24 protein-coding genes are annotated in these 26,706 nt (G+C 69.2%); 17 read left to right on the top strand and 7 right to left on the bottom strand.

From position 1 onward, the window contains the following. Positions 1-207 precede the first annotated feature (207 nt). Positions 208-858 (bottom strand): Clp protease N-terminal domain-containing protein, encoded by a 651-nt coding sequence (locus tag H504_RS33920; RefSeq protein ID WP_051385619.1) that lies wholly within the window; start codon positions 856-858, stop codon positions 208-210. Positions 859-898: 40 nt separating this feature from the next. Continuing rightward, a complete protein-coding gene (locus H504_RS0108190; protein WP_026422384.1) occupies positions 899-1,708 on the bottom strand; it encodes an ATP-grasp domain-containing protein in 810 nt (269 codons plus the stop codon). Between the two features lie 149 nt (positions 1,709-1,857). Between H504_RS0108190 and H504_RS0108185 the strand changes: the two genes are divergently transcribed. After that, positions 1,858-2,640, top strand: a complete 783-nt coding sequence (locus tag H504_RS0108185) for a GIY-YIG nuclease family protein (protein WP_026422383.1) — start codon at positions 1,858-1,860, stop codon at positions 2,638-2,640. A gap of 8 nt (positions 2,641-2,648) precedes the next feature. Here H504_RS0108185 and H504_RS33915 read toward each other — a convergent pair whose 3' ends face one another. Continuing rightward, positions 2,649-3,914: an MFS transporter gene (locus H504_RS33915; RefSeq protein ID WP_084467480.1), complete on the bottom strand. Its 1,266-nt coding sequence runs from the start codon at positions 3,912-3,914 to the stop codon at positions 2,649-2,651. A 341-nt stretch (positions 3,915-4,255) separates the two neighbouring features. Here H504_RS33915 and H504_RS0108175 point away from each other — a divergent pair, with 341 nt between their 5' ends. The 4 genes from H504_RS0108175 (at position 4,256) to H504_RS0108160 (ending at position 8,498) form a co-directional block, all read left to right on the top strand. After that, entirely contained in the window at positions 4,256-5,482 is a 1,227-nt protein-coding gene (locus H504_RS0108175; RefSeq protein WP_026422382.1) for a hypothetical protein, read from the top strand. A 46-nt stretch (positions 5,483-5,528) separates the two neighbouring features. Next, positions 5,529-6,836 (top strand): preATP grasp domain-containing protein, encoded by a 1,308-nt coding sequence (locus tag H504_RS0108170; protein WP_026422381.1) that lies wholly within the window; start codon positions 5,529-5,531, stop codon positions 6,834-6,836. Between the two features lie 4 nt (positions 6,837-6,840). Further along, entirely contained in the window at positions 6,841-8,004 is a 1,164-nt protein-coding gene (locus H504_RS0108165) for a cytochrome P450 (RefSeq protein WP_026422380.1), read from the top strand. A 140-nt stretch (positions 8,005-8,144) separates the two neighbouring features. Further along, the gene (locus H504_RS0108160; RefSeq protein WP_035303624.1) at positions 8,145-8,498 is read left to right on the top strand and encodes a nuclear transport factor 2 family protein; all 354 of its coding nucleotides are present in this window, start codon (positions 8,145-8,147) and stop codon (positions 8,496-8,498) included. 10 nt (positions 8,499-8,508) lie between these two features. On the opposite strand, the gene trpS is transcribed toward H504_RS0108160, so the two are convergent. Both trpS and H504_RS41880 read right to left on the bottom strand, forming a co-directional pair. Then, positions 8,509-9,474, bottom strand: coding sequence for a tryptophan--tRNA ligase (trpS, locus tag H504_RS0108155; RefSeq protein ID WP_026422378.1), 966 nt, complete (start codon positions 9,472-9,474; stop codon positions 8,509-8,511). Positions 9,475-9,629: 155 nt separating this feature from the next. Continuing rightward, positions 9,630-9,767, bottom strand: coding sequence for a hypothetical protein (locus tag H504_RS41880; RefSeq protein ID WP_169735356.1), 138 nt, complete (start codon positions 9,765-9,767; stop codon positions 9,630-9,632). A 196-nt stretch (positions 9,768-9,963) separates the two neighbouring features. Here H504_RS41880 and typA point away from each other — a divergent pair, with 196 nt between their 5' ends. The 10 genes from typA to H504_RS0108100 all read left to right on the top strand — a co-directional run bounded on the left by typA (position 9,964) and on the right by H504_RS0108100 (position 23,284). Next, complete coding sequence (typA, locus tag H504_RS0108145; RefSeq protein WP_026422377.1) at positions 9,964-11,883, top strand: translational GTPase TypA; 1,920 nt, start codon at positions 9,964-9,966, stop codon at positions 11,881-11,883. Between the two features lie 1,189 nt (positions 11,884-13,072). Further along, a complete protein-coding gene (locus H504_RS0108140; RefSeq protein WP_245614114.1) occupies positions 13,073-14,623 on the top strand; it encodes an ABC transporter family substrate-binding protein in 1,551 nt (516 codons plus the stop codon). 407 nt (positions 14,624-15,030) lie between these two features. Beyond that, positions 15,031-16,806 carry an ABC transporter family substrate-binding protein gene (locus H504_RS0108135; protein ID WP_035303668.1) on the top strand — a complete coding sequence of 592 codons (1,776 nt, stop codon included), beginning with the start codon at positions 15,031-15,033 and terminating at the stop codon, positions 16,804-16,806. A gap of 176 nt (positions 16,807-16,982) precedes the next feature. After that, positions 16,983-17,981, top strand: coding sequence for an ABC transporter permease (locus H504_RS0108130; RefSeq protein WP_026422374.1), 999 nt, complete (start codon positions 16,983-16,985; stop codon positions 17,979-17,981). Positions 17,982-18,000: 19 nt separating this feature from the next. Beyond that, positions 18,001-18,921: an ABC transporter permease gene (locus H504_RS0108125; RefSeq protein WP_051385618.1), complete on the top strand. Its 921-nt coding sequence runs from the start codon at positions 18,001-18,003 to the stop codon at positions 18,919-18,921. Further along, complete coding sequence (locus H504_RS0108120; RefSeq protein WP_026422372.1) at positions 18,921-20,081, top strand: ABC transporter ATP-binding protein; 1,161 nt, start codon at positions 18,921-18,923, stop codon at positions 20,079-20,081. Before H504_RS0108125 ends, H504_RS0108120 begins: the two co-directional genes overlap by 1 nt. Beyond that, complete coding sequence (locus tag H504_RS0108115) at positions 20,078-21,079, top strand: ABC transporter ATP-binding protein (RefSeq protein ID WP_026422371.1); 1,002 nt, start codon at positions 20,078-20,080, stop codon at positions 21,077-21,079. The genes H504_RS0108120 and H504_RS0108115 overlap by 4 nt, the downstream gene beginning before the upstream one ends. A 115-nt stretch (positions 21,080-21,194) precedes the next feature. Continuing rightward, positions 21,195-22,070 (top strand): N-acetyl-1-D-myo-inositol-2-amino-2-deoxy-alpha-D-glucopyranoside deacetylase, encoded by an 876-nt coding sequence (gene mshB / locus H504_RS0108110; protein ID WP_035303618.1) that lies wholly within the window; start codon positions 21,195-21,197, stop codon positions 22,068-22,070. Further along, complete coding sequence (locus H504_RS0108105) at positions 22,067-22,474, top strand: hypothetical protein (protein ID WP_026422369.1); 408 nt, start codon at positions 22,067-22,069, stop codon at positions 22,472-22,474. Before mshB ends, H504_RS0108105 begins: the two co-directional genes overlap by 4 nt. Positions 22,475-22,507: 33 nt before the next feature. Continuing rightward, complete coding sequence (locus H504_RS0108100; RefSeq protein ID WP_026422368.1) at positions 22,508-23,284, top strand: hypothetical protein; 777 nt, start codon at positions 22,508-22,510, stop codon at positions 23,282-23,284. Positions 23,285-23,981: 697 nt separating this feature from the next. Here H504_RS0108100 and H504_RS0108095 read toward each other — a convergent pair. Beyond that, complete coding sequence (locus H504_RS0108095; RefSeq protein ID WP_026422367.1) at positions 23,982-24,689, bottom strand: GNAT family N-acetyltransferase; 708 nt, start codon at positions 24,687-24,689, stop codon at positions 23,982-23,984. Positions 24,690-24,813: 124 nt separating this feature from the next. Here H504_RS0108095 and fdxA point away from each other — a divergent pair, with 124 nt between their 5' ends. After that, the gene (gene fdxA, locus H504_RS0108090; protein ID WP_026422366.1) at positions 24,814-25,134 is read left to right on the top strand and encodes a ferredoxin; all 321 of its coding nucleotides are present in this window, start codon (positions 24,814-24,816) and stop codon (positions 25,132-25,134) included. After that, entirely contained in the window at positions 25,131-26,222 is a 1,092-nt protein-coding gene (gene dapC, locus H504_RS0108085) for a succinyldiaminopimelate transaminase (RefSeq protein ID WP_026422365.1), read from the top strand. Before fdxA ends, dapC begins: the two co-directional genes overlap by 4 nt. A gap of 42 nt (positions 26,223-26,264) precedes the next feature. Here the strand turns inward: dapC and H504_RS33910 are convergent, their stop codons facing one another. Then, the gene (locus tag H504_RS33910) at positions 26,265-26,603 is read right to left on the bottom strand and encodes a hypothetical protein (protein WP_035303616.1); all 339 of its coding nucleotides are present in this window, start codon (positions 26,601-26,603) and stop codon (positions 26,265-26,267) included. Positions 26,604-26,706 lie beyond the last annotated feature (103 nt).

Raw genomic sequence — 26,706 nt, 5'->3', positions numbered from 1 at the left:
CCCCAGCTTTCTCGACGCCCTTTCGCGCCGGGCGGCAGCCGGTAGACTGGGACCGGGGACGCCCCCCGGGACAGGGTGGGGGCTGGCCGGAGGCCACGTAGCAGGCGGGGCTGGAATTGGATGGCCGGGGATGGGGGAGTTGGAGGGTTGGGGCGGGGGCGGCAGAAGCGGGTGGGTGTGAGGGGGAGCGGGCGGGGTGGGAGGGCGCTAGCGGGAGCGGAGGGCGGCTTCGATGGATTCGGGGGTGGTGCCGTAGTCGGGGGCGTCGGGGAGGGCGAGGAGGCCGAGGAGGAGGTGTTCGGGCCAGATGGTCTCGGTGGCGAGGCGGAGGGCTTCGCGGTGGGCCAGTTCGAAGGTTTTCTTGGCGGTGGCCGAGAACGGGATGTGGCCGTCGAGGCGGGTGGGGCCGGTGCCGAGGGCTTCGCGGGTGGTGGTGCGGAGGGTGTCGGCGGTGGGGATCAGGGTGGTGATGGCGGGGTCGTCGAGGAGGGCCAGCAGGATGTGGCCGGGTTCGATCTCGGGGAGGGACGCGGCGCGGGCTTGTTCCTGGGAGTTGACCACCACTTTGCGGGCGCTGTCGTGGTAGCGGGCGAAGGTGCGGAGGTCCTCGGCGGCGGTGGCGGGCTCGGTGGGGACGAAACGCTTCTGGGCGGCCTGTTTGGTGACGCCGAGGCTGTCGCCGATGGTGGTCCAGGAGGCGCCGGAGCGGCGGGCGCGGTCGACGAAGTGGCCGATCAGGTGGTCGGCGAGTTCGTCGAGGTGGCGGCCGAGGACGACGGCCTCGGTGAGGCGGGTGAGCGGGTCGTCGGAGCGGGTTTCGATGGCGGCGATCAGGTCGTCGAGCCGGGGTGCGTTCATGGCGTCAACTCTAGGTTGACGACCGGCTAGACGTCAACCGTTAGTTGACGAGGGCGGCGGCGACGGCGGCGGCGTAGACGTCACCGGCGAGGGCGGCGTACTCGCGGCTGTGCCTGCTGAAGCGCTCCAGGGACACCCCGCTGTTGACCTCCAACACCACGTCCTGGTCACCGACGCGGACGATGTCGACGGTGGCGAAGCGCAGGCCGAGCGCGGCCATGGCCTGCCCGCCGACGTCGGCGAGGCGATCCACAGTGGATGGTTCGACGCAGAGTTCCGGGATGGCGCCGAGGTGCAGGTTGTGCCGCCACTCGGCCGGGTCGGTGCGGATTTTCCGGAACGCCAACAACAACCTGCCGTCCAGGAACACGGCGCGGTATTCGTCGGTGATGTCCAGGAAAGGCGACCACGCCAAAGCCAGGTACCGCTCACCGAGCGACGCAATGGCCTGGTCCAATTCCGTCATCGTGCGCGCCAACACGACCCCGCGACCACCCGACTCGGAGTTCGGCTTCACCACCACCGGCAACTCCGCCCGCCAGTTCACCCGCGGCGACCCCTTCCAGCCCGGCCGCACCAACCGGTGCTCCACGCACTCAACCTTGGCCGCCCGCAACAAAACCGTTGTCGCGACCTTGTCGCTGGCCGCCCGCGCCGCCGCCGCGTCGTTCAGCGGAAACACATACCCGACGATCAACCCCCGTACGCCCCCGCGGCAGATTTCCCCAACCCAATGCCCGCTGTGCCAGGTCACCGACCCCCCGACATCGGCGGCCCCACGCTCCACGTGCCGCACGAAATGCCGATCATCGATCCCGGCACCCGACACCCCGTCGAGGAATTCCTTCACGCACGTACTCCGAATCCGACCCCCGACCGTTTCCCCTACCCCGGGAATCGTACCGCCGCACACTTACCGCACCACCACGCGGGCCGCGTGAAAATCCACAATGACACGCCAAGGCGGCCCGTTTTCACGCCTCCTGGCACCATGGCCACGTGACAGAGCCCACGGAAGCCGCCGAACGCCCGCCGCAGTCGGTGCACGACGAACTGCGGTCCTACCTCGAGCAGGACGAGTCCCGACTGGGTGACGTCTACCGCGGCCAGCAGGCCGGGCAGTCGCCCGACGAGATCGCCGCCGCCCTCAACGTCGCGACGTCGAACTTCGTCTGGAACTACACGCAAATCATCAAGGCCCTGCTCGAAGGCCGGATTCCGGGCAAACCGTCCATGGCCATGCAGGTAGCGCGCCGACTCCGCGCCATCGCGAAACAACACCACCTCACCGAGCCCACCCGCGTCTACCTGTCGGCGCGACTCGCCGTGCTCGAATTGCAGGCCGATGACGTGCCCGCGCGCGAAGCCGAGGACGAGCAGGCCCTGCGGTTCTCGACAACCGCCGAGTCCCGCAAGGAGACTGGTGTCTACGTGTACGCGCTGCCGCACTACCTGCGGTACCCGTATGACCCCGCCACCGGCCACACCTTGCTGAAAGTCGGCCGGAGCGCACGGGACATCATGGAGCGAGTCCAAGCGCAGGGCCGTACCACCGCGCTACCCGAAGACCCCATCCTCCTGCGCATCTACCGCGCGGGCGCGCATTCCCCGGAAGACCTGGAAAAGAAGTTCCACTACCTGCTGAAATCGGCGGACCATTCGCTCAATGTGAGCAGGGTCGCCGGGAAGGAATGGTTCCTCACCACGACGCGCTTCCTCGATGCGATCGCCCGCACACTGGAAGTCGAGATCGTCGTGGTGAACGACATTGAGGACTTCTAGTCCCAGCGCTACCCCTGTGTGGGTGCCTCGGTGCTGGTCATGGTTCGGACCGATGTCAGCAGCAGTGGGGTCAGGGCGACTACGAACAAGATGATTCCGCCGAACAGGGCGACGTTGTTCGCGCCCAGGGCGGCGGCGGCCGGGATGACGGCCAACTGTCCCAAGGGGATGGTGGCGAAGGCGCCGAAGTCGTCGTAGGAGGTTACTCTGGAGAGCATGGTGTTCGGGATCTTCGTTTGCAGGGTGGTGTCCCAGATGATCCCGAACAGCGACGCGCCCGCGCCCGCGACGAAGGAGGCGACTGCCAGCCAGACGATGGTTGGTCCGGTGCCGAGCAGGACGAGGGGGGCGGCGGTCGCGGAGACCGCGATCAGGCCGGTGACCAGGGGGCGGCGGACGGTCAGCTTGAACATCACCAGGCTCAGCACGAGCAGACCGACGGCCTTGGCGCTGAGCACGGCGCCCCAGCCGGTCGAGCCGATGGTGCCGTTCGCGATCACCGGGCCGAGCACCTGCCAGATGCCGACCTGCACCGCGTTGATCGCCGCGCAGGCGATGGTGATCGACCAGACCCAGGGCAGGGATCGGAAGTACGACCAGCCCTCCGTCAACTCCCGCACCAGGTTGCCCGAAGCCGCCTTCGGTTTCGACGGCAGGGTCACCCGCGCCATGCAGGCGGCCGCGAACAGGAAGGTGGCCGCGTCGATGGCGATCGCCCAGCCGCCGCCGATCGTTGCCACCAGGATGCCCGCCGCTGTGGGGCCGAGGATTCTGATCGCGTTCCGGGACGAGCTCAGCACCGAGTTCGCCCGTTGCACCGACCCCGTGGGCACCAGTTGCGGCACGATGCCGCGCAGCGCGGGCGTGGTGAACGCCTCCATCACGCCGTTGAGGAACGCCACCGGCACCAGCAGCCACGGGGCCGCGTCGACGAGCACGATCACCGCCACCCCGGCCTGGGTGATGCCCGACCCCAGGTTCGCGACCCGCAACAACACGTCCCGCCGATAGCGGTCCGCGATACCGCCGCTGATCACCAGGAAAGCGACCATCGGGATCATCTGGGCCGCGAGCACATAACCGAGGTAGTTCGGGCTGCCGGTCCGCTGCAGCACGGCGAACGCCAGCGCGACCGGCGTCATCGCGCTGCCGAACAGTGACACCAATCGGCCCAGGAAGAACCACCGGAACCCGGTGTCGCGGAACGGTGATGGGGTTTCCGGTTTATCCGATCCGGGAGTCGTCGAATTCTGCCCCGTGCTCGCGGTAGTCACAGCGTCGCAGTATGCCACAGCGCAACGGACTCGCCCCGGTTCTCGCCAATGCCCAACGTACGCAGGTCAAGCCGCCGGTCGGACTCGGCCATCCCGGTGAAGTTAAATCAAAAGTAAAGCAAGAGTAATCCATGGGCAAATGGTCGGAATGTCCGGCGAAGGTGGCTGGAAGCCCGGTTTGGCGGCTTTTCCTCACCCTGGGTGAGAGGCGGCCGTCCGCAGGTTGCTCCATCCGATGGTTGACCGAAATTGGCGGCGCTTACTACGTTGGGAAACGTGAGTTAATTCCTCACCGAATTGGGAACGGGTGTGAACGACGTTCGCCGGTGACTGGGGGAACCATGCATGTCGTCCTGGTTGGGCCACGCGCGGAGGTAATCGACGCACTGCACCGCGACGGGCACGAGACCACGGTGTTGTACGAAGCGGCGCAACGCGACCGCGTCCGGCAGTCGGAATCGCTGATCGCCCGCCGGTGCGTGGTCGACTCGTACGGCAAGACCGAGTCGTTGTGGTCGGCGCTGCACCACCTCGGCGTCGCCGACCGGGTCGACGCGGTGCTGACCGCGAACGAGCTCGCCGTCGTCTCGACCGCCCTGCTCGGCGCGCGGCTGGGCGCGATCTCGGTCGATCCGCAGGTCGCGCTGGTGTGCCGGGACAAGGCGATCCAGAAGGCCAGGTGGGCCGACGCGGGGATACCGACCGCGCGGTGGCACGTGCTGACCAACGGCGCCGAGTCCGTCGAGCAGGTCCGCGACGCGCTCACCACGGCCGGCCTGAAACCCCCACTGGTCATCAAACCGCTGGCGGCGGGCGGCGCGGAATCGGTGTCCCGCGCGGATTCCTACGCCGAGGTCTTCACCAAGGCCAAGGACAACCCGCAACTGAGCAGGCTCATGGTGGAGGAATTCCTGGACGGGCCGGAATGGCACTTCGACGGCATCGTCGAGGGCGGCCGGGTCACCGACCTCATGGTGTCCCGGTACGGCGAACCACTGCTGACCACGAAAGACGGGCAACCGTCCCGCTCGGTCGCGTTGCCGCCCCGCCGCCACCCCCGGACATACCGGCACGCGCACAACCTGACCACCCGGGCGATCGACGCACTCGGTTACACCAAAGGCGTTTTCCACTTCGAGGCATTCGGCCTGCCGGACGCGTTCGTGGCCAGTGAGCTCGGTATCCGGCCAGGTGGGAGCTTGGTCGGGATGACCGCCGAGCGCGTGCTCGGGGTCGATTTGTGGGCGGCGAGCGTGCGGCTTTTCACCGGCGACGAACTCGGCCGCCGAACCGTCGACCAGGACGTCGTGCACGGGTGGTTCCACCTGCCGTCGATCCCCGGGGTGCCGAACCTGGTGACCGAGGACGACGTCCGCGCGATTCCCGGCGTCGGCACCGTCGTGATGCGGGTCCGGCCCGGCGAACCGATGCCCGACATGACCGAGACCACCTCGGCCGGAATCGGGTTCGTCTCGGTGACCGCGCCGACGGAAACCGAATGCCGACTGGTCATGGACAAGGTGATCGCGCACGTCCGCGCGGTGCACGGGGAACGGCTCCCGGCGTAGCGAACCGGTTCGGTCGAGCCCGGTTGGAACGGTGGAGGGGGAAGTTGTGCGCGTTCACGTCGCCAACGACATCGACGAGTCGCTGTGGTTGCGCAGGGACCCGCGCGCCTGGGCGCAGCGGATCTTCTGGTTCGTCGCCGCAGGCGATGTCGTCGTGCTCTCGGACCGGCCGGACACCGCCTTCGTCGAGCACGTCTGCGCTGTTCGCGGCATCGACCCGACGACCATCCGGGTGCACGTCGCCCCGCCGGGGGCGCACGAGGGCAGGCGGCTGGAACCGCGGTCGCTGCTCGACCCGGGGTTCGTGGCCGAGGTCGCGGCGGGGTTGGGCGAGGTCACCGAGGTGACCGGGCTGTTCCCGTCGACCATGGTGGGCGAGTTCGCCGACCGGCTCGGGCTGCCGGACCGGGTTCCCGGCGCCGGGTTCGTCGCGCAGGGCGGCGGGCACCTGGCCAACAGCAAGGCGACCTTCCGCGCCGTCGCCGCCGGAGTGGGTGCGCCCACCGCTCCCGGGTACGTCTGCTCGGACCCGGCCGAAGCCGCCAACGCGATGACCCAACTGATCGACTCTGGCCGTGACGTGCTGGTCAAGAAGGCGCAGAACGGGGCGGGCGCCGGTAACGAGATGGTGCTCAAACCCGGAGCGGTGCCCCCGGACAACATCGGTGTCCGGCACGTCCACCACCTCGACGGCAGCCCCGACGCGGTGGACCGCTACTGGGCCCAGCGGTGGGCGTGGGCGTCGGTCGACAACCGGTTCCCGGTGCTCGTGGAGCAACTGCTCGACGTCCGCGACTCGCTCTACGTCGAACTGCAGGTCACCGCGCAAGGGTGCCGGGTCTGCGCCACGGGGGTCCTGGAGTTCACCGACGGCATGATCTCCCGGGAAACACTTGGACTATCCGAAGTGGACACAAAGGAAGCCGGACGGTTCGTGGCCAACGCCTCCCGAGTGGCGGATGTGTTCCGCGCCATGGGTTACCGCGGCTACTTCTGCGTCGACGCCGTCCTGACCGCCGACGGCCGGATCGTGCTGACCGAGATCAACGCGCGGACCACCACCAGCAGCCACCTCTACCAGCTCATGGGTTTCGAGCCCGGTGGCCTGCGCACCGACGGCGGCCTCGTCTTGCGCCAGCACACCGCGCCACCGTCCTGGCCGGACCTGACCACCGCCCAGTTCCTCGACCGGGTCGCCGCGGCTGGTGTCGGCTACCACCCCGACCGCGGCGGGGTCTTCCTGAGCATGCCCGCCACCAAGGGTTTCTTCTTCGGCCTGGTCTGCCGGGCGGACGAGGAACCCGACCATCTGCGCGCCATCGACTCGGTGTTCCCGCGACGGAAATGGGACTAGGACAATGCCTCTCACCCTCCGGTACGACCCGCTCGCCCCGGACATGCTGGAAAACCCGTACCCCACCTACGCCGAGATGCGCGAACACCGGCCGGTGCTCTGGCACGAGGGCATGCGGTCCTGGGTGCTCAGCCGCTACCGCGACTGCCAGACCGTGCTGCGCGACTACGACCTGTTCGCCCGCGACCGGCGGCGGGTCGGCGAGGAGATCCCCGAGTTCCGGCAGAACCTGCAGGCCCTCGACCCGCCCGCGCAACTGCCCGTCCGCAGCGTCTTCGTCAACTCGCTGCGCGCCCAGGACGTCGCCGAGGTCGGGCGGCGCACCAGGGACCGGCTGCGGGTGATCTTCGAGCGGTTGGCCCGGCAGCCGGAGTTCGACTTCATGACCGAGGTCGCGGGCCCGTTCGCGCTGGTGATGACGGCCGAGCTGCTCGGCGTCGAACCGCCGGGGCTGCGCGAGTACACGGCCATCTCCGACGCCCTGGCGCAGCGGATGGACGCCGGGTTGCGCCCCGAGGCCATCGGCCCCGGCGACGAGGCCAGGAAACGGCTCAACGGCCTGGTCGAGGACTGGTTCGCCGCCGAACGGCGACCGGGCACGTTCAGCGAACTGCTGGCGAGCGCGAAACAGGAACAGGTACCCGACCACTACCTGCGCAACACGGCCGCGACCACCTTCAACGCCAGCTTCGGCACGCTCTACGCCACCGCCGGGAACGTCGTGTTGACCCTGCTCGACCGCCCGGACGCCCTCGACCGGCTCCGCGACGACCCCGGTCTGCTCGGCACCGCCGCCGACGAGCTGATCCGCTTCGACGGCCCCGCGCAGGCCACCAGCCGGGTCGCCACCCGCCCGGTGACCATCGGCGGCGTCGACATCGAGGCGGGCCAGACCATCGTCACCCTGATGGCCGCCGCCAACCGCGACCCGCGCGAGTTCGACCGACCGGAGGAACTGGTCCTGGACCGGAAACCCAACCGCCACCTCGGTTTCGGCTGGGGCCCGCACGCCTGCATCGGCCTCACCTTCGGCCAACTCGGCGTCCGCGAACTCATCGCCGCCATCAACGAATGCCCGAGCAGGCTGCGACTGGCGGGAAAACCGACCCGGCGGCACACCGCGACCGTCCGGACGATTGGTGACTTCCCGGTCACCTTCACCCCTTAGACATGGGAACCGCCCATGGAACCGCCCTTCGGAGAGGAGGAATTTCCATGAGCTACGACCACTGAAACCGATGAGCCGATCGGGTCCGGCCCTCGCGCCGGACCCGATCCCACCACCCAGCAGACCTCTGGAGACCGGATGTGACCAATACCGATGTCGTCCTGCACTACTACGAACTCGTCGACGCCAACGACGTCCCCGCCCTGCTCGCGCTGTTCGCGGATGACGCCGCCTACCACCGCCCCGGATACGACCCGCTGGTCGGCCAGGACATGCTCCGCCACTTCTACCAGGACGAACGCGTCATCGCGGCGGGCCACCACCACGTCGACCAGCTTGTCGCGGGGGACCACGAAATCGCGGTCAACGGAACTTTCACCGGCACCCTCCGCGACTCCACCGACATCACCCTGCGTTTCGCGGACTTCTTCCGGCTCAACCGCACCGGCCTCATCTACCGCAGGGACACGTTCTTCTTCGCGCCCCTTGTCTGACGACGCCGGTTCACCCCACGCCCGCCATGCGCAGCGCCGCCTCCAGGATGTGCTTCCCGCGTTCCCTCGCCCTTTCCGCGCCCGCCGCCCGAATGGAGTCCAAACCCGCCGGGTCGTCCAGGTATTCGAGGGCTTGGGCGCGCAGGGGCGCGAGTTCGGCGACGACGGCCTCGGCGACCGCTTCCTTCAACTCGCCGTAGGTGGTGTGGTCCTCGGCGACCTCGATGGGGGAGCGGCCGGTGCAGGAAGCGAGGATCTCCAACAGGTTCGCCAGGCCGGGCTGGAACGTCGGGCGGTATTCCAGGCGGTTGTCGCTGTCGGTGGCGGCCCGGGATATCTTGCGGCGGACCAGGTCCGGGTCGTCCAGGACGAAGACCACCCCGGCACTGTCCTGAGTGGACTTCGACATCTTCCTGGTCGGGTCGGACAGGTCCATCACCCGGGCGGCCGTGCCCGCCATCACCGCTCGGGGCACCACGAAGACATCGCCGTAGGTCGAGTTGAACCGGCGGGCCAGACTTCGGGCCAGTTCCACGTGCTGCGTCTGGTCCTGGCCGACCGGGACCTCGTCCGCGCCCTGCAGCAGGATGTCCGCCGCCATCAGCACCGGATAGGTCAGCAGGCCGAGCCGGACCACGCCCTGACCGTCCGCCTTCTGCTTGAACTGGGTCATCCGCGCGGCCTCGCCGTACGAACACGCGCACTCCAGGACCCAACTCAGCGCCCCCAACTCGCGCACCAGGTCGGACTGGACGAAGACGCGGTCGGGGGCGATGCCCGCGGCCAGCAGCACGGCGAGGGTCTCCCGGGACAGCGACCGCAGCTTCGCCGGGTTGTACGACACCGTCATCGCGTGCAGGTCGCTCACGAAGTACAGGTCGCCGGGGCTGCCCTCACCCGCCCAGCGGCGAATGGCACCGAGGTAGTTGCCCAACTGGGCGTGACCGGACGGGGTGATCGCGGACAGGCGGGTCATCATTCGCTCCTGGAAGCCGGGGCTGCCCGTCCCGGGGTCCCCTGGCCGCCCGGGTGGGCGGCCTGAGGGGTGCACAACGTCAGGGCCGCCGGTTGGGGCCCCACCACTGGTTGACGTCGAGCGTGCGCATCATCGGGCGAACCGTAGCGCAGCGGTCACGCGGCCTTCAATCGTTTCAGCGCGAGCACCGGGCACTTGCCGCACCGGGGACGGGACTGGCAGCAGCGGGACTTCACCTTGCCCGCCTTCATCAACTTCTTCACCGCCTGGGCCGGTGTCCGCTTCTTCGCCATCGGTCCTCCGCACGTGAAATCCCCACTGAGGTTAGGTTAACCTTCGTCGATACCGTGCGTGGTGCTGCTCACACCCAGGGTCGAGGTATCCTGTTGGCAGCCATGAGCAGCTCTCTAGCTGCGCGGGCGCCCACGCAGATCACCACCGAGCCCTGGGCCGCCCTCCAACGCCGAGCAAGGAACCAGGAGCACGCGCGTGCCCACAGCGACCGCCACCGCCGAGCAGGCCGACACCGGCCTGCGCCGCAACGACCTGCGCAACGTCGCGATCGTCGCGCACGTCGACCACGGCAAGACCACCCTGGTCGACGCCATGCTGCGCCAATCCGGCGCGTTCGCCGCCCGTGCCGAGCTCGTCGACCGGGTCATGGACTCCGGCGAGCTCGAACGGGAGAAGGGCATCACGATCCTGGCGAAGAACACCGCCGTGCGCAGGCAGACCCCGGACGGCCCGGTCGTGATCAACGTCGTCGACACCCCCGGCCACGCCGACTTCGGCGGCGAGGTCGAACGTGGACTGTCCATGGTCGACGGCGTCGTCCTGCTCGTCGACGCCTCCGAGGGCCCGCTCCCGCAGACCCGCTTCGTGCTGCGCAAGGCGCTGGCCGCCAAGCTGCCCGTGGTGCTGGTGGTCAACAAGGTCGACCGGCCGGACGCCCGCATCGCCGAGGTCGTCGAGGAGACCCACGACCTGCTGCTCGAACTCGCCGCCGAGCTCGACGACCTGGACGAGTCGGTGCTGGACCTGCCGGTCGTCTACGCCTCCGCCCGCGCGGGCCGCGCCAGCCTCAACCAGCCCGACGACGGTGGCCTGCCGGACAGCGAGAACCTCGACCCGCTGTTCGAGCTGCTGCTCACCAAGGTCCCCGCGCCGCTGGCCGACCCGAGCGCCCCGCTGAGCGCCCTGGTCACCAACCTCGACGCGTCCAGCTTCCTCGGCCGGATCGCGCTCTGCCGCATCCACGCCGGTCGCATCCGCAAGGGCCAGACCGTGGCCTGGATGCGCGAGGACGGCTCGGTGTCGAACGTCCGCATCACGGAGCTGCTGGTCACCGAGGCCCTGGAGCGGGTGCCCGCCGAGCAGGCGTCCGCCGGTGAGCTGGTCGCGATCGCGGGCATCCCGGAGATCACCATCGGCGACACGCTCGCCGACATCGACAACCCGGTCGCGCTGCCCCGCCTGACGGTCGACGAGCCCGCCATCTCGATGACGATCGGCGTGAACACCTCGCCGCTGGCGGGTCGCAACGGCGGCAGCAAGCTGACCGCGCGGCTGGTCAAGAGCCGGTTGGACGCCGAACTCGTCGGTAACGTGAGTGTCCGGGTGCTGCCGACCGAGCGGCCGGACGCGTGGGAGGTGCAGGGCCGCGGCGAGCTGGCGCTGGCGATCCTGGTCGAGCAGATGCGCCGCGAGGGCTTCGAGCTGACGGTCGGCAAGCCGGAGGTCGTGACCCGCACGATCGACGGCAAGCTGTGCGAGCCGTTCGAGAAGCTGACCGTGGACGCGCCGGAGGAACACCTCGGCGCGCTGACCCAGTTGCTGGCCAACCGCAAGGGGCGGCTGGAGCACATGGGCGGGCACGGGACCGGTCGGATCAAGGTCGAGTACGTCGTCCCGTCGCGTGGCCTGATCGGGTTCCGGACGGACTTCCTGACGGAGACCCGGGGCACCGGCATCGCGAACGCGATCTTCGAGGGGTACCACCCGTGGGCGGGGGAGATCCGGTCGCGGCACACGGGATCGTTGGTCGCCGACCGGCACGGGCCGGTGACGGCGTACGCGATGCTGCAACTCGCCGACCGGGGCACGTTCTTCGTCGACCCGGGCGCGGACGTGTACGAGGGCATGGTCGTGGGGGAGAACCCGCGGGCCGAGGACCTCGACGTGAACGTCACCAAGGAGAAGAAGCTGACCAACATGCGGTCGTCTTCCGCTGACGTGATGGAGACGCTGGCGCGGCCGCGGAAGCTGTCGCTGGAGGAGGCGTTGGAGTTCTGCGCGAACGACGAATGCGTGGAGGTGGCGCCGGAGGTCGTGCGCGTGCGAAAGGTGATCCTGGACGCGACGACCCGGGGGCGGCAGCGGTCGCGGGACAAGGCTCGCGATCAGCGGTGAGGTGACGTGAGGTTGTCCACATCCCGGTTGTGCTTGCACAGCCGGGATGTTGGTTTTTGTGCCGGGTGCCGGGTGCCGGGTGCCGGGTGCCGGGTGCCGGGTGCCGACGGTTGGTTTGTCGGCAGGTTTTGTCGGTGCTTCTGGCTAGGCTGTGTATTCAGGGGCTCATGTTCGGGTTGATCATGGTTGTTGGTCGGCTGGGCGATCTTGTCGGTGGACTTGGTTAGGCCGTGTATTCCGGGGGCTTTGGGGCGGGTTGATCTTGTTTGTGGGCGGCTGGCGGATCTTGTCGGTGGGTCTGTTTAGGCTGTGTATTCGGGGGCTTTGTTCTCGGTTGATCTTGGTGTGAGGGGTCTCCGGGCCTCGGCTGCGCCTCGGGGTTCGGCCTGGTCGCCTTCGGCGACGCCGGCCTCGGGCGCCAGATGACGCGGCTGCGCCCGCTGGGGTGAACTTGTTTTGTGTGGGGCCCCTACGGCAACCGCACGGTAAGGCTAAAAGGCGGGGCCACTGGAAAGCGTGGCCTTACCCGCCAGCCAGCTTCGCGGTCACCGTCCCCCCACACAAAACAAGTCCACCCCAGCGGGCGGTTGGTGTCGGCGGGTCCCGAGGCGCGCGGGGCGAGTTGGTCGCGATGCTTCTTCGCCTGGTTGGCGGTTGGTGTCGGCGGGTTCGAGGCGCGCGGTGCTGGTTGGTGGGCTTCTTCGTCCAGGGGGTGGTTGGGGTGGGTTGCTCCCTCACCCCCACCCTCACCCTCTGCCTCACGGGGCAAAGACCCTCCGGCCTGCACCTGCAGCCCGCAGCCCGCACGCGGCCCACACCAACCACCACCGGGTGAAGAAAGCACCAACCCACCCGCACCCCTGGCGAGTGGCGGCAGAACGTGGGGGCGGAACCTCTGCGCCACCGGGGGGGAAGGTGGGGGCGCTGTAGATCACACGGAACCATTGGTGGGGGTTGTGCGTCATGCGGTTGGCTGCATGAACCTGTGTGGGGGGTGGTCTGGCAGCATGGTGGGTCCGAGTCGCCTGGGGGAGGAGGGTTCGTGTGGGGTAGGGGTGTTTGGGGGGTAGGGGCGGTGGCGCTTGCCCTTGTCCTGGGGGCTTGCACGAACGCGCCTCCGCCGCCGTTGGTGACGTCGGAGTTGCCTCGGACGGAGGTTTCCAAGGTTCCTGCGCCCAACGAGGCTGTGGTGGGGGTCGACAGCGTTGTGGGGGGCTACAACCCGCACAAGCTGTCTGATCAGTCGACCATTACGGCGGCGCTGGCGAACATGGTGTTGCCGTCGGTGTTTCGGCCGGGGCCGGATGGGACGCCCGCGCTGGACCGGACGTTGATGGTGTCGGCGCAGGTGACCAGTGCGCAGCCGTACCTGGTCACCTACCGGCTCAAGCCGGAGGCGGCTTGGTCGGATTCGGCGCCGATCGCGGCTGAGGACTTCGTTTACCTCTGGGAGCAGGCGCGGGATGAGCCTGGGGTGGTGGACAGCGCGGGGTACCGGCTGATCTCGAACATCTCGGCGCGGGACTCCGGGCGGGTGGTTGAGGTGACGTTCGCGAAGCCGTACCCGGGGTGGCGGGAACTGTTCGGCAACCTCCTCCCGTCGCACCTGCTCAAGGACATCCCGGGTGGGTGGTCGAACGCGTTGAAGGACAACTTCCCGGCGGCGGGTGGGCCGTTCTCCATCAAGAACATCGACCGCGACCGGGGTGAGGTCGTGCTGGAGCGCAACGACCGCTACTGGTCGACGCCGGTGCCGTTGGACCGGGTGATCCTGCGGCGCGGTGACGCGGCCTCGATCGCGTCCGCCGTGCACACCGGGCACGACCAACTGGCCGTCACCGCGCCCGACTCGAAGGGGATGGCCGAGTTCAGCGGGCTGGGCTCGCCGGTCGTGACCACCGCCGCCGTGCCGAAACCCGCCGTGGCGACCGTGCTGTTGCGGCCGGTCAGCACGCCCATGGCCGACCAGCGGGTGCGGTCCGCGATCGTCGCGCTCACCGACCGCACCGCGCTCATGCAGGTCGGCACCGGCGGCGGGCCAGGGTCGACGCTGGTCGCCAACGGGCTGGTGCTGCCGCCCAGCGCCAGGGGCTACGCGCCGACGGCGACCGCGCCCGCCAAACCGGACATCGCGTTGGCCGAGGGGCTGCTCACCCAGGCCGGGTACACCAAGGTCAACGGCAGTTGGGCGCTCGGCGAGACCCCGCTCAACCTGGTCATCGCCGCCCCCGCCGACCACCCCGGCTACCTGGCCATGGCCCGCGAGCTGCAACGCCAACTCTCCGCGGGCGGGGTCCAGTCCCGTCTGATCACCCCGGCCGCCGACGAGCTGTACACAACTCTGCTGGCGCCCCGGTCGGCCACCGCCGTCGCCGGGGCCGCGCAGGTGGACCTCGTCGTGGCCCCCCAGCCCGCCGGTGGAGACCCGGCCACCGTGTTGGCCACCCGCTACGGCTGCGCGGCCGCCCAGGGCGACACGGGCGCACAGAGCGCCAACCCGACGGGCTTCTGCGACCCGACCGTGCAGCAGACCATCGACCGCGCGATCACCGGTGAGATGTCCCTCGGCGACGCGCTGGCCGCCGTGGAGCCGGCACTGTGGAGCAAGGCGATCGCGCTGCCGGTGTACCAGGAGGCGGACGCGCTGGTCGCCGGGCGGGAGCTGACCGGGGTGGCCGCGGGGCCGCCGGGGGCCGGGCCGTTCGCCACCGCCCCGCAGTGGCAGCGGCCGTCCGGATGAGCCGCGGTGCGCCGACTGGGCGCTTTGGCTCTGGCGAGCCAATTCTGTGGATTGACCGGCCCGGAACCCGCCCGGAACCCGTGCAGAACGCCCAGAAAGGCCACCCCTCAGTGGCTGGTTGCAACGAGGTGACTTAGGACACTCAGTGTTATCAATTGACACCGCTGGGTGCCTGCCGGTAACGGTCGCGTTGCGTGTGGCTGCCTGCGTGTCACCCTTTGGTCACGATCGCCGCGCCAGAGGTGACCACAGAGGCGGTCCCTTCCTAGCGTGCCCACCTAGTGCGCTGCCCAACGGTCGTTGGGCGCGTGATGGGTTACGGGTGCGGCCCGGCCGGACCGGTCGTGGACGGCCCTGTGCTAGGAGGGCACGTGTCAACTAAGAGAACCACTTTGTCGGCGATCGCGATGGTCGCCGGGGCGACGCTCGTCCTGAGCGCATGCGGCGGCGGATCCAGCGACAACGGCGGCAGCACCGGTGGGCAGGAACCGACCGGTGACGTCGCGGCCATGGCGATCGCCAAGGGCGAGTCCGGCGACAACTACGCCGCGCCCGAGGTCCCCCAGTCCAACGACCAGTTCGTCGTCTCGACCGACAACCCGTACACCGCGTACAACAACTCGGCCGCGGACGCGAACAACTCGTACAACACCTTCGCCCTGGCGCAGGTCCTGGCCGGTGCCTACCGGCTCGACGGCAACAACAAGGTCCTGCTGAACAAGGACGTGATGGACAGCGTCGAGCTGACCAGCAAGTCCCCGCAGGTGGTCACCTGGAAGATCAAGAAGGGCACGGTCTGGTCCGACGGCGCGCCGTGGGGCTGCAGTGACTTCTACCTGACCTGGCTGTCCTCGACCGGCAAGGCCAAGGACGCCGCGGGCAAGGACATCTTCACCTCGGCGAACACCGTCGGCTACGAGCAGATCAGCAAGGTCGAGTGCCCGGACCCGAACACCGTGGTCACCACCTTCGACACCCCGTACCCGGACTACAAGGGCCTGTTCGGCGTCTCGCTGGACATCATGCCCGCGCACGTCCTGGAGCGGGAGACCGGCGTCGCCGACGTCACCAAGCTCACCCCGACCGGCGGTGACCAGGCCGCGCTGGCCAAGGTCGCCGAGTTCTGGAAGACCAAGTGGAACGGCTTCGACGCGAAGCTGATGCCCGCGTCCGGTCCGTACCAGATGACCGGCTTCGAGCAGAACAACTCGGTCACCCTCGAGCGCAACCCGAAGTGGACCGGCAAGCCCGGCGGCCCGGCCAAGATCGTGCTCCGCGGCATCTCCGACCAGGTCGCCCAGGCCCAGGCGCTGGAGAACGGCGAGGTGCAGGTCAACTCGATGGCCCAGCCCGACGTCAACGCCGCCGACCGGCTGCGCGGCCTCGCCTCGCAGGGCGTCACCTTCGGCGCGTCGAACGGCCTCTCGTTCGAGCACATGGACCTCAACTACAAGAACAAGTGGCTGCAGGACCAGGCCGTGCGCAAGGCGTTCATGCAGTGCGTGAACCGCAACGAGCTGGCGGAGAAGCTGATCCGCCCGGTGCTGGCCACCGCCAAGCCGCTCGGCTCGCTGACCTTCTTCCAGGCCGAAGAGGGTTACCAGGACAACTACGCGCAGTACACCGGTGACGCGGCCGCGGCCAAGAAGACGCTGCAGGACGCGGGCTACACCTTCGGCGGCGACGGTTTCGCCACCAAGGGCGGCGCGAAGGTGTCGCTGAAGATCAGCCACACCGACATCCCGCGGCGCAAGCAGACCGTCGAGCTGGTCCAGTCCCAGTGCAAGGCGGCCGGTATCGAGGTCGTCGACGACACCGACCCGAACTTCCTCGACACCCGGGTCAGCCAGGGCGACTACGACATCGCGCTGTTCGCCTGGTCGGCCGCGCCGTTCAAGTCCGCGCAGAAGGCGATCTACGAGACCGGCGGCGGCCAGAACTGGTCGAGCTACTCCGACCCGAAGGTCGACGCCTCGTTCAAGGACGCCGCGACCAACCTCGACGAGACGGCCGCCCGCAAGGCCTACCAGGACGCCGACAAGCAGCTCGCCGAGGACAACTACTCGCTGCCGCTGTACCAGCTCCCGAACATGTGGGCGTTCAAGGGCATCGACAAGGTCTACTTCCAGTCCTACTTCGGCGCTCTGTGGAACGCCAACGAGTGGGTCAAGACCAACAAGTAGGCCGACTCCCTGCCGCCCCCAGGCGGCGTCACCCCGGACGACGAAGCCCGAGGGGCCGGACCAGGAGTCCGGCCCCTCGGGCTTGGGTACCGGATTCCCCGCGGAGCACACTGGCGGGGGACGGGACTGCCAGCGCCGCCCAACCGGCCGCCTGGGACCCCACCGAGGAGCATCTCGTGATTCGCTACATCATCCGTCGGCTGCTGATCTCCATACCCATCCTCGCGATCGGCAGCATTCTCGCGTTCTTCCTGGTCGCCGCCGCGGGCAACCCGTTGGCCGAGCTCAAGGCCAAGCCAGGGGTCACCCCCCAGCAGATCCACGACCTGGAGGCCAGCCTGGGCCTCGACCAGCCCATCATCGTGCGCTACTGGAAGTGGCTGGTCGGGTTCCTGCAGGGCGACTGGGGCCAGAGCATCGCGCTCGGCCAGGCCAAGGTGGACATCTTCAGCTCCGTCATGCGGGCGCTGTGGATCACCGCCCGGCTGGTCGTCGGCGCCGAACTGCTGGCGATCGTGCTCGGCGTCGCGGTCGGCGTGCTGGCCGCGGTCAAGCAGTACTCGATCTTCGACTACCTGGCCACCTCCAGCGCCTTCCTGATGTTCTCGATGCCGATCGTCTGCGTCGCGGTCATCCTGAAGACCTACGGCATCCGGTTCAACAACCTGCTGCAGTCCATGGGCATGGACCGCTGGCTGAGCACCGTCAGCCCCGCCGCGGGCGGCTTCCACGGCTCGTTCGGCGAACAACTCTTCCAGTACACCGGCACCTACCTGCTGCCGACGCTGAGCCTGACGCTGATCAGCTTCGCCGCGTACAGCCGGTTCCAGCGCGCCTCCATGCTGGAGACGCTCAACTCCGACTACGTGCGCACCGCCCGCGCGAAGGGCATCTCGCAGCGCCGGGTGATCTTCCGGCACGCCTTCCGCAACGCGCTCATCCCGGTCAGCACGCTGTTCTCGCTCAACGCGGCCGCGCTGTTCTCCGGCGCGATCATCACCGAGACCGTGTTCGGCTGGAAGGGCATGGGCAACCTGCTGGTGCAGTCCATCCGCACCTTCGACCCCTACATGCTGATGGGCTGGCTGATGGTCACCGCCACGCTGGTCATCCTGTTCAACCTGGTTGCCGACATCATGTACGGCATCCTCGACCCGAGGATCCGCCTTGCCTAGCGACCCCGCACTCAACCCGATGGGGCCGACCGCCCTGCCCACCGCGGGCGGCGTCGCGGTCGCCTCAGGCAGCGAGTTCGACGCCAGCAAGGCGCGCAAGCAGAGCACGCTGATCATCCGCCGGTTCTTCCGGCACCGGTTGGCCGTCACCGCGCTGGTCGTGTTCCTGCTGATCTGCCTGTTCGGCTTCCTCGGCCCGCTGTTCTGGACGATCCCGGTGGAGGACACCTCCAGCCGCGGGTACCTGCCGCCCAGCGGCGCGCACCCGCTGGGCACCATCCAGACCGGCAAGGACATGCTCGCCCAACTGATCGTCGGCACCCGGCTCTCGGTGCAGATCGCGCTGGTCGTCGCGGTCGGCTCGACCCTGGTCGGCGTGGTGCTCGGCGCGCTCGCCGGGTACCTGCGCGGCGCGACGGACAGCGTCATCAGCCGGTTCACCGACCTGATGCTGATCATCCCGCAGATCGCGGTCGCCGCCATCCTGGTCCGCGCGCTCTCCGGCTCCTGGTACACGGTGGCGTTCATCCTCGCCGCGTTCGCCTGGATGCAGATCGCCCGCATCACCCGCGGTGAGACGCTCTCGCTGGCACAGCGCGAGTTCATCGAGGCGGCGCGGGCGTCCGGCGCCAAGACCGGCTGGATCATCTTCCGGCACCTGGTGCCGAACATGATCGGCACCATCACGGTGAACACGACGCTCGCGGTGGCCACGGCGGTGCTCTCGGAGGCCGCGCTGTCGTTCATCGGCCTCGGCGTGCAGCCGCCGGACACCTCGCTCGGGTTGATCATCAGTGAGAACTACTCACAGATCACCAACCGGCCCTGGCTGTTCTGGGGCCCGTTCGTGATCATCGTGTTGCTCTCGCTCGCGGTGAACTTCATCGGCGACGGCCTGCGCGACGCGTTCGACCCGAGGCAGACGAAGGTGCGTGCCTGATGACCGGACTGCTCCAACCCGACCACCGGGGCGTCTCGACCGACGCGCTGCTCACCGTCGAGGACCTGTCGGTCGGCTTCCCCACCGACGACGGCGTCGTCCGCGCCGTCCGCAACGTCTCGTACACGCTGCGGCCGCGCGAGGTGCTCGGCATCGTCGGTGAGTCCGGCTCCGGCAAGTCGGTGTCCTCCATGGCGGTCATGGGCCTGCTGCCGCGCACCGCCAAGGTCACCGGCTCGATCCGCTACCGGGACCGGGAACTGGTCGGCCTGTCCTACAAGGACATGCAAAGCGTGCGCAACAACGGCGTTGCCATGATCTTCCAGGACCCGATGACATCACTCAACCCGGTTTACACAATCGGGTGGCAGTTGGCGGAGGCATACCGAGCTCATCACTCGGTGTCTAAGCGAACCGCCTGGGCTAAGGCCATCGAGGCGCTCGAACTGGTCGGCATCCCGCAGCCCGATCGCAGGGCGTCGCAGTACCCGCACGAGTTCTCCGGCGGCATGCGGCAGCGCGTCGTGATCGCCATGGCGATCATCAACGACCCGGACGTGATCATCGCCGACGAGCCGACCACCGCGCTCGACGTCACCGTCCAGGCCCAGATCCTGGAGACCCTGCTCCGGCTGCGCGACGAGGTCGACGCCGCCATCGTCATGATCACCCACGACCTGGGTGTGGTGGCGGGCATGGTCGACCGGGTCCAGGTCATGTACGGCGGCACCGTGGTCGAGGCTGGCCCGGTCGAGGAGATCTTCGACCGGCCCCGGATGCCCTACACGGTCGGCCTGCTCGGCTCGCTGCCCAACCCGGCCCGGCTCGGCCAGCGGCTCACCCCGATCACCGGCGCCCCGCCGTCGCTGATCAACCTGCCCGCCGGGTGCGCGTTCAGCCCGCGCTGCCCGCTGGTGATCGACCAGTGCCGCACCTCCGAGCCGCCGCTGCTGGCCACTGAGCGCGGCGACCACTCCACCCGCTGCCACCGCTGGCAGCACCTCGCGGGCCTCAACCGGCCCCGCGAGCTGTTCGAACACGAGGAGATCGGGGTCATCGAGAACCCCGCCGCGCTGGTCGAGGCCGATCCGGACATCCCGGTCGCCACGGAGGCGCACACGGTGGAGCTGCGGCTGCCGCAGGAAGGTCCGAGCGCATGACGAACACGCAAGCCCCGCTGCTGCGGGTGGACAAGCTGGTCAAGTCGTTCCCGGTGCGCGGCGGCGGCATCATCCCGCGCACCGTCGGCCAGGTCCAGGCCGTCTCCCAGGTCAGCTTCGACCTGCACCGCGGCGAGACGCTCGGTCTGGTCGGCGAGTCCGGCTGCGGCAAGTCGACCACCGGGCGGGCCATCCTGCAGTTGCACAAACCCACCTCCGGGTCGGTGCAGTTCGAGGGCCGCGAGCTCACCACGCTCCGGCCAGCGCAGATGCGGCCGCTGCGCCGCGACCTGCAGATCGTGTTCCAGGACCCGTACGCGTCGCTCGACCCGCGCTGGCAGGTCAACGACGTGGTCGCCGAACCGCTGCGCATCCACGGCGTCGGCTCCGGGCGGGACATCCAGCGGCGGGTCGACCAGCTCCTCGAACTGGTCGGGCTCAACCCCGAGCACCGCAACCGGTACCCGCACGAGTTCTCCGGCGGCCAGCGCCAGCGCATCGGCATCGCCCGCGCGCTCGCGCTGGACCCCAAGCTCATCGTGCTCGACGAGCCGGTGTCCGCGCTGGACGTGTCCGTGCAGGCCGGGGTGGTCAACCTGCTGGAGGAGCTGCAACAGCGGCTCGGCCTGGCGTACCTGTTCGTCGCGCACGACCTGTCCGTGGTGCGGCACATCTCGCACCGGGTCGCGGTCATGTACCTCGGCAAGATCGTCGAGATCGGCGACCGGGAGGCCATCTACAACCGGCCGAGCCACCCGTACACCCAGGCCCTGCTCTCCGCGGTGCCCGTCCCCGACCCGCGCCAGGAACGGCAGCGGCAGCGCATCGTGCTGACCGGTGACGTGCCCAGCCCGGTGTCCCCGCCGTCCGGCTGCCGGTTCCGCACCCGCTGCTGGAAGGCCCAGGACATCTGCGCGACCGAGGAGCCGCCGCTCGTGTCGCACGGGGCCACCCTCTCGGCGTGCCACTTCGCCGAGGAGCGCAGCGTCCTGCCGTAGTAGGGTTGGCGACCGCTGGGGCCCGGTTCGACGGGCCCCGCGACGGTCGAACGGTGCCGGTGCGCGGCCAGTCCGACGCACCGGCACCGCCCTACACGCCCCTAGGCTGAACCCGATGCTGACAGCGCCACCCCGACTGCTGCTCGTCCACGCCCACCCGGACGACGAGAGCCTGTGCACCGGCGGCACGATCGCCCGCTACGCCGCCGCCGGGGTCCAGGTCACCCTGGTCACCTGCACCCTCGGCGAGGAGGGCGAGATCATCCCGGCGTCGCTGGCCCGGCTCGCGGCCGGGGAGGCCGACCAGCTCGGCGGGTACCGGGTCGGTGAGCTCCGGTCCGCGTGCGCGTCCCTCGGCGTGTCCGACCACCGGTACCTCGGCGGGATGGGCCGCTGGCGGGACTCCGGGATGGCCGGGGTGGCCGCGAACCGGCATCCACGTGCTTTCGCTTTCGGTGACCGGGAACCGCAGGTCTCGGCGCTGACCGAGATCCTGCGGGAAGTCCGGCCACAGGTCGTCGTGACCTACGGGCCGGACGGCGGATATGGGCACCCGGATCACATCCGGGCGCACGAGATCACGGTGGCGGCGGTCGCCAGGGTTCCCGAGGTGACCCGGTTGTACTACACAGTCGCGTCTTCTTCCGCCATCGCCGATGGGATTGTCGGGTTGGCCGATGTCGACGGGATTCCGTGGCGCCTGCCGGTGGCCGGTGAATTGCCGGTCGTGGATGATTCCTCGATCACGACCTCGGTGTTCATCGGGGACCACTTGCCCGCCAAACTGCGCGCGTTGCGTGCCCACGCGACGCAGGTGAGCGTGTGGCAGGGGCAGGACGGGACGCACGCGTATTCGCTGTCGAACAACATCGCCCAGCCGGTGGTGGAGCACGAGTATTACGTGTTGGCCGGGGGAGCTTCTTCCGACGCGGTCGAGTCGGATGTGTTCGGCGGTCTCGCCCCGGTCGAACACGCGGGCGCGGACCGGTGACTGTTGGCGAGCGCTTCCGCTACGCGGGGTTGTTGGCTGCCAGCGTGGTGCTCGGGATTTTCGAACTGTTCTTCCTGCCGCTCCGACTGGATGGCCGGGTGCTGCCGGACATCGCGGAACTTCCGTTTCCGATCACGGTTGTCGTGGCCGGGCTGACATTGCCGTGGCTGGTGGTCCGGGCCGGGCGCATTCGGCCGCGGGCCGCGTTCGCGGGCGGGCCGCTGTACGCGTGGCTGGCGACGTTCTTCGTTTTCGTCGTCGTGGCTCCCGGCGGCGACTCGGTGATCATCCCCGACTGGCGGACCCTGCTGCTGTTGGCCGCGGGCGCCTTCCCCGCCACCGTCAAGATCGGTGACGTGCTGGCCCGATCAGTCGGTTCATCCCCGGACTCCCGCCCGAAGTGAGATGATCGTCGGCGATCGCACCGGGAGTCCCCTTTGGCTGAACTGATCACCGACCGGCACGTGGTGCTGGTGCTCCGCCCGTTCGTCCGCGCCACCACCCCCCTCCTCGACGCCCTCCGCGAATCCGACCCGCTCGGGTTGGTCCGCCGCGTGCTCGGCCGCTCGACCGACCGCGACCCGGACCTCGCGGGCGCCGACCAGACCGAGGTCAAGGGCCTGGAGAGCCTGCTCATCCCGGGCACCACCGCCTGGCACAACATGTCCGTCGACGACCGCGACACATGGTGGGTCAACCGCGTCGGCCGCTTCACCGTGCTGATGGCCTCGATCCCCGGCATCGGCGGCGCCCTCGCCGACCGCCTGCCCATCCAGGACACCCTCGCCACCGCCGGACAGGGCCTCGTCCTGTCCGCCATCGCCGCCGAACACGGCGCCGACGACCCGGCGACCCGGGTCCGCCTCATCGCCCACGTCCTGTTCGCCCGCGACATCACCCCCGAGGTCGCCGCCGGCACCGCGGACACCCGCGCCGCCGAAGACGCCGCCACCGCCGACATGACCACCGACCTCGACGAGTCCCGCGCCGCACACGGCGGCATCACCCCCAAAGCCGCCGCCAAAACCCTCTGGCGCTTCGGCCGCACCCTCTTCGCCCTCGGCGACGAACTCGACAAACGCCCCCAGGGCCGCATCTACCACCGCGCCCTCGGCAAACTCCCCATCCTCGGCGCCGCAGGCGACTACCTCGGCGAACGCAGCGCCCTCAAGCGCGCCGTCAAAAAGGGCCGCAAATGGCTCGACACCCCCTAACCTGAGCAGCCCCCGAATCCAGCCTACCCACCCCCACCGACATTCCCCACCCCTCACGCCCTCGGTGTGGACAACTCCCCTTTATGTGGACCACGTGCCCACAACCGACCCGCCGCATTCTCAACTCCCGCCCCGCGACCTGTCGCCGAGTTGTGTGGACCACATGCCCACAACCGACCCGTTGCCGCTCCCCACCCCCGTCCGAACTGTCATCGCAGATGTGGGCAACTTGTGCACACCAACATGTGCGCTGTCCACAACGCAATGTGGATGAGTCATCCACAACGTGTGCGACCGGCCGACGGCCGCATCGGGGTAAGCCATCCACAAGGTCAAGCCGGCCCAGCATCCTGTGGGGATGAACAATCCACGAGGCAGGGATTTGAACCGATGACCTGGTGGGATAAGCCATCCGCGAAGTCCGGGCCAGCCCGGCATCCTGTGGGGTGAGTAATCCACAACGTGCGAGATGAGCCTGCGGCTCATTGGGGGTAGATCATCCACAAAGCCCGGGTGATCGCGCGATTTGTTGGGGGCGGGTTGTTTACACGCCGCAGCGACGGGTCGCGGGCGGACATTGAGAATGGCGGCGGGCAGGTTGTGGGCATGTGGTCCACATAAAGGGGAGTTGTCCATACCGAGGGCGTGAGGGGTGGGGAATGTCAGCGGGGGTGGGTAGGCTGGATTCGGGGGCTGCTCAGGTCGGCATCCAATAGCGGTAGCGGTGGGATTCGCGGTAGCCCTGGTGGGTGTAGAGGGTCAAGGCGGGCGAGTTGTGGACCGCGACCTGGAGCACGCGGCCCCGGACGCCGCGGGCCCAGTGGTCGAGGGCGGACAGGAGCTCCAGGGCGATGCCCTGGCGTCGGTGGGTGGGGAGGACCTCGACCATCGAGAGGTGCAGCCAGTCGTCCACGACGCAGCCTCGGGCGGTGCCGACCAAGACCCCGTCGCGGTGGGCGGAGGCGAAACCGACGCGGGAGCCGGTGGTGACCACATGGTGGGCGGCCGGGGAGGGGGCCGCCCCCAGCGCCACGGTCCACCACTCGGTGGATGGTGAATCGGCAACTTCGGCGGTTGGGGCGCCGTGGCCGGGGGAGTTGTGCATCACGGCGGACTCGGCGCCCCTGGGGTGGGCGAGGTTGACCGCCCACCCTGCACGCGCCAGCTCCGCCTCCCAACGGGAGCCGACTACAACCTGTGCGTACGGCCGGATTCCGTGCGCCGCCGCGAACCCCTCCACCTGCGACAACGCCTCCGCGACCGGTACACCTGGGTCGCCGTTCACCCACGCGCTGTTAGCTCTGCCCGTGTAGCCCCCGGACGCGCGCAAACGCCAGGAGCCCAGCGGTCGCGTGTGTTGGGCCTGCCAGGCGTCGGCGCAGGCTTTGTCGAGGTGGGGGTGCACCGGACGAGGGTATGTGACCTATGCAGCACCGGGTGCGTGTGACCAATCGTCCCGTTGGATACTGTCGACTGTCGCGCATCCTCCCGAGTGCGCGCGCAACACCATGAAGGAGCAGGAGAGCGCAGTGACCTACGTGATCGCCGAGCCCTGCGTCGACATCCTCGACAAGGCGTGCATCGAGGAGTGCCCGGTCGACTGCATCTACGAGGGCGACCGGATGCTCTACATCCACCCCGACGAGTGCGTGGACTGCGGTGCCTGCGAGCCGGTGTGCCCGGTGGAGGCCATCTACTACGAGGACGACGTCCCCGACCAGTGGTCGACGTACACGAAGGCCAACGCCGACTTCTTCAGCGAGCTGGGTTCGCCCGGCGGCGCGTCGAAGACCGGCAAGGTCAGCGCCGACCCGGATTGGGTCAAGGCCCTCGACGCGCGGGGCGAGTGACCCCCGCCGCGCGGTTCCCCGAGTTGCCGGACTTCCCCTGGGACGTCCTCGCCGACCACGCCGCTCGGGCCAGGACGCACCCGGACGGCGTGGTCGACCTCTCCATGGGCACCCCGGTCGACCCGGTGCCGCCGCTGGTCCAGGCCGCCCTGGGCACGGCGGCCGAGCTGCCCGGCTACCCGACCACGCACGGCATCCCGGAGTTGCGCGAGGCCGCCGTCGCCGCGCTGGCCCGCAGGCACGGGGTGACCGGGCTCGACCCGGACGCCGTGCTGCCGACGATCGGCTCGAAGGAACTGGTCGCGTGGCTGCCGACACTGCTCGGCGCGCGGTCGGTGGTGATCCCGGAACTGGCGTACCCGACCTACGAGGTCGGCGCGCGGCTCGCGGGCGCCGAGCACACCAGGGCCGACGGCCTGACCGCGCTCGGGCCCGCCGCGCCGTCGATGATCTGGCTGAACTCCCCGTCCAACCCGACGGGGCGCGTGCTGCCGGTCGAGCACCTGCGCAAGGTCGTCGACTGGGCGCGGGAACGCGGCACCATCGTCGTCTCCGACGAGTGCTACCTGGCGTTGGGGTGGGAGACCGAGCCGGTCTCGGTACTGCACCCGTCGGTCAGCGGCGGAGACCTGACCGGGATCCTCGGGGTGCACTCGCTGTCCAAGACCTCCAGCCTCGCCGGGTACCGCGCGGGCTTCGTCACCGGCGACCCGGCGCTGGTGCGCGGGCTGCTGGAGGTCCGCAAGCACGCCGGGTTGATCGTGCCCCGGCCGGTGCAGGCCGCGATGACCGCGGCGCTGTCCGACGACACCCACGTCGCCGCGCAGAAGGCCAGGTTCGCCGCCCGCCGCGCGCTGCTGCGCCCGGCGCTGGAGCGCGCCGGGTTCCGGGTCGACCACTCCGAGGCGGGCCTCTACCTGTGGTCCACCCGCGGTGAACCGGCCTGGGACACTGTCGCCTGGTTGGCGGGGCGCGGAATCCTGGTGTCCTCCGGGACCTTCTACGGGCCTGCGGGCGCGGAGCACGTCCGCATCGCCCTCACCGCCACCGATGAACGCGTCGAGGCAGCGGTAAACCGCCTTAGCTAAGGTTGATTCGCGTTTCCGACAATGGTCGCTCGTGTCACTAGCCTACTCGGGTGATCTCGGTGCGGGCGTTTCGTGACCGCCTTCGTCACTACGAAGAACATGTCCGCGGGCGGCCAACTCGGTCGCCAGCCGAACGGTGTCGGTAAGCACGGAGTCGACCGGGTCGGCGCCGTCCGGCGGCTGCCACCCCTGCGCCAGCAACAGCAGCCGATCGGCGTTGTCCCGCAACTGAAGCGCCAGTTGACCCAGTTCGATCCGCTCCCGCGCGTCCGCGGCGAGCGCCCGGCTGCGGTACGCGCGCTGGCGGCACGCCGCCGTGCAGTAACGGCGCGGTCTACCCGCGGTGACCGCGACAATTGGCCTGCCGCAGTATTCGCACACTTTCGTCACCATCGTCGGGTGGCGATTCTCATTGCCCGGCATCAACTGTGCTGACTTTCCGTATGCCAAGGTCACGCCCTATCGGGCGATCCCGGAATCATTG

The sequence above is a fragment of the Actinokineospora inagensis DSM 44258 genome, assembly GCF_000482865.1.
GTDB lineage: Bacteria > Actinomycetota > Actinomycetes > Mycobacteriales > Pseudonocardiaceae > Actinokineospora > Actinokineospora inagensis.
This window is presented reverse-complemented; position numbering and strand designations above follow the sequence as displayed.

Excerpts from the sequence above, each read along its gene's own strand:
- H504_RS0108135 (WP_035303668.1), top strand. The coding sequence starts at position 15,031 with ATGGTCGCCGGGGCGACGCTCGTCCTGAGCGCATGCGGCGGCGGATCC.
- trpS (WP_026422378.1), bottom strand. The coding sequence starts at position 9,474 with ATGACCCGCCTGTCCGCGATCACCCCGTCCGGTCACGCCCAGTTGGGC.
- H504_RS41880 (WP_169735356.1), bottom strand. The coding sequence starts at position 9,767 with ATGGCGAAGAAGCGGACACCGGCCCAGGCGGTGAAGAAGTTGATGAAG.
- H504_RS0108165 (WP_026422380.1), top strand. The coding sequence starts at position 6,841 with ATGCCTCTCACCCTCCGGTACGACCCGCTCGCCCCGGACATGCTGGAA.
- mshB (WP_035303618.1), top strand. The coding sequence starts at position 21,195 with ATGCTGACAGCGCCACCCCGACTGCTGCTCGTCCACGCCCACCCGGAC.
- H504_RS33920 (WP_051385619.1), bottom strand. The coding sequence starts at position 858 with ATGAACGCACCCCGGCTCGACGACCTGATCGCCGCCATCGAAACCCGC.
- H504_RS0108120 (WP_026422372.1), top strand. The coding sequence starts at position 18,921 with ATGACCGGACTGCTCCAACCCGACCACCGGGGCGTCTCGACCGACGCG.
- H504_RS0108115 (WP_026422371.1), top strand. The coding sequence starts at position 20,078 with ATGACGAACACGCAAGCCCCGCTGCTGCGGGTGGACAAGCTGGTCAAG.
- H504_RS0108125 (WP_051385618.1), top strand. The coding sequence starts at position 18,001 with ATGGGGCCGACCGCCCTGCCCACCGCGGGCGGCGTCGCGGTCGCCTCA.
- H504_RS0108175 (WP_026422382.1), top strand. The coding sequence starts at position 4,256 with ATGCATGTCGTCCTGGTTGGGCCACGCGCGGAGGTAATCGACGCACTG.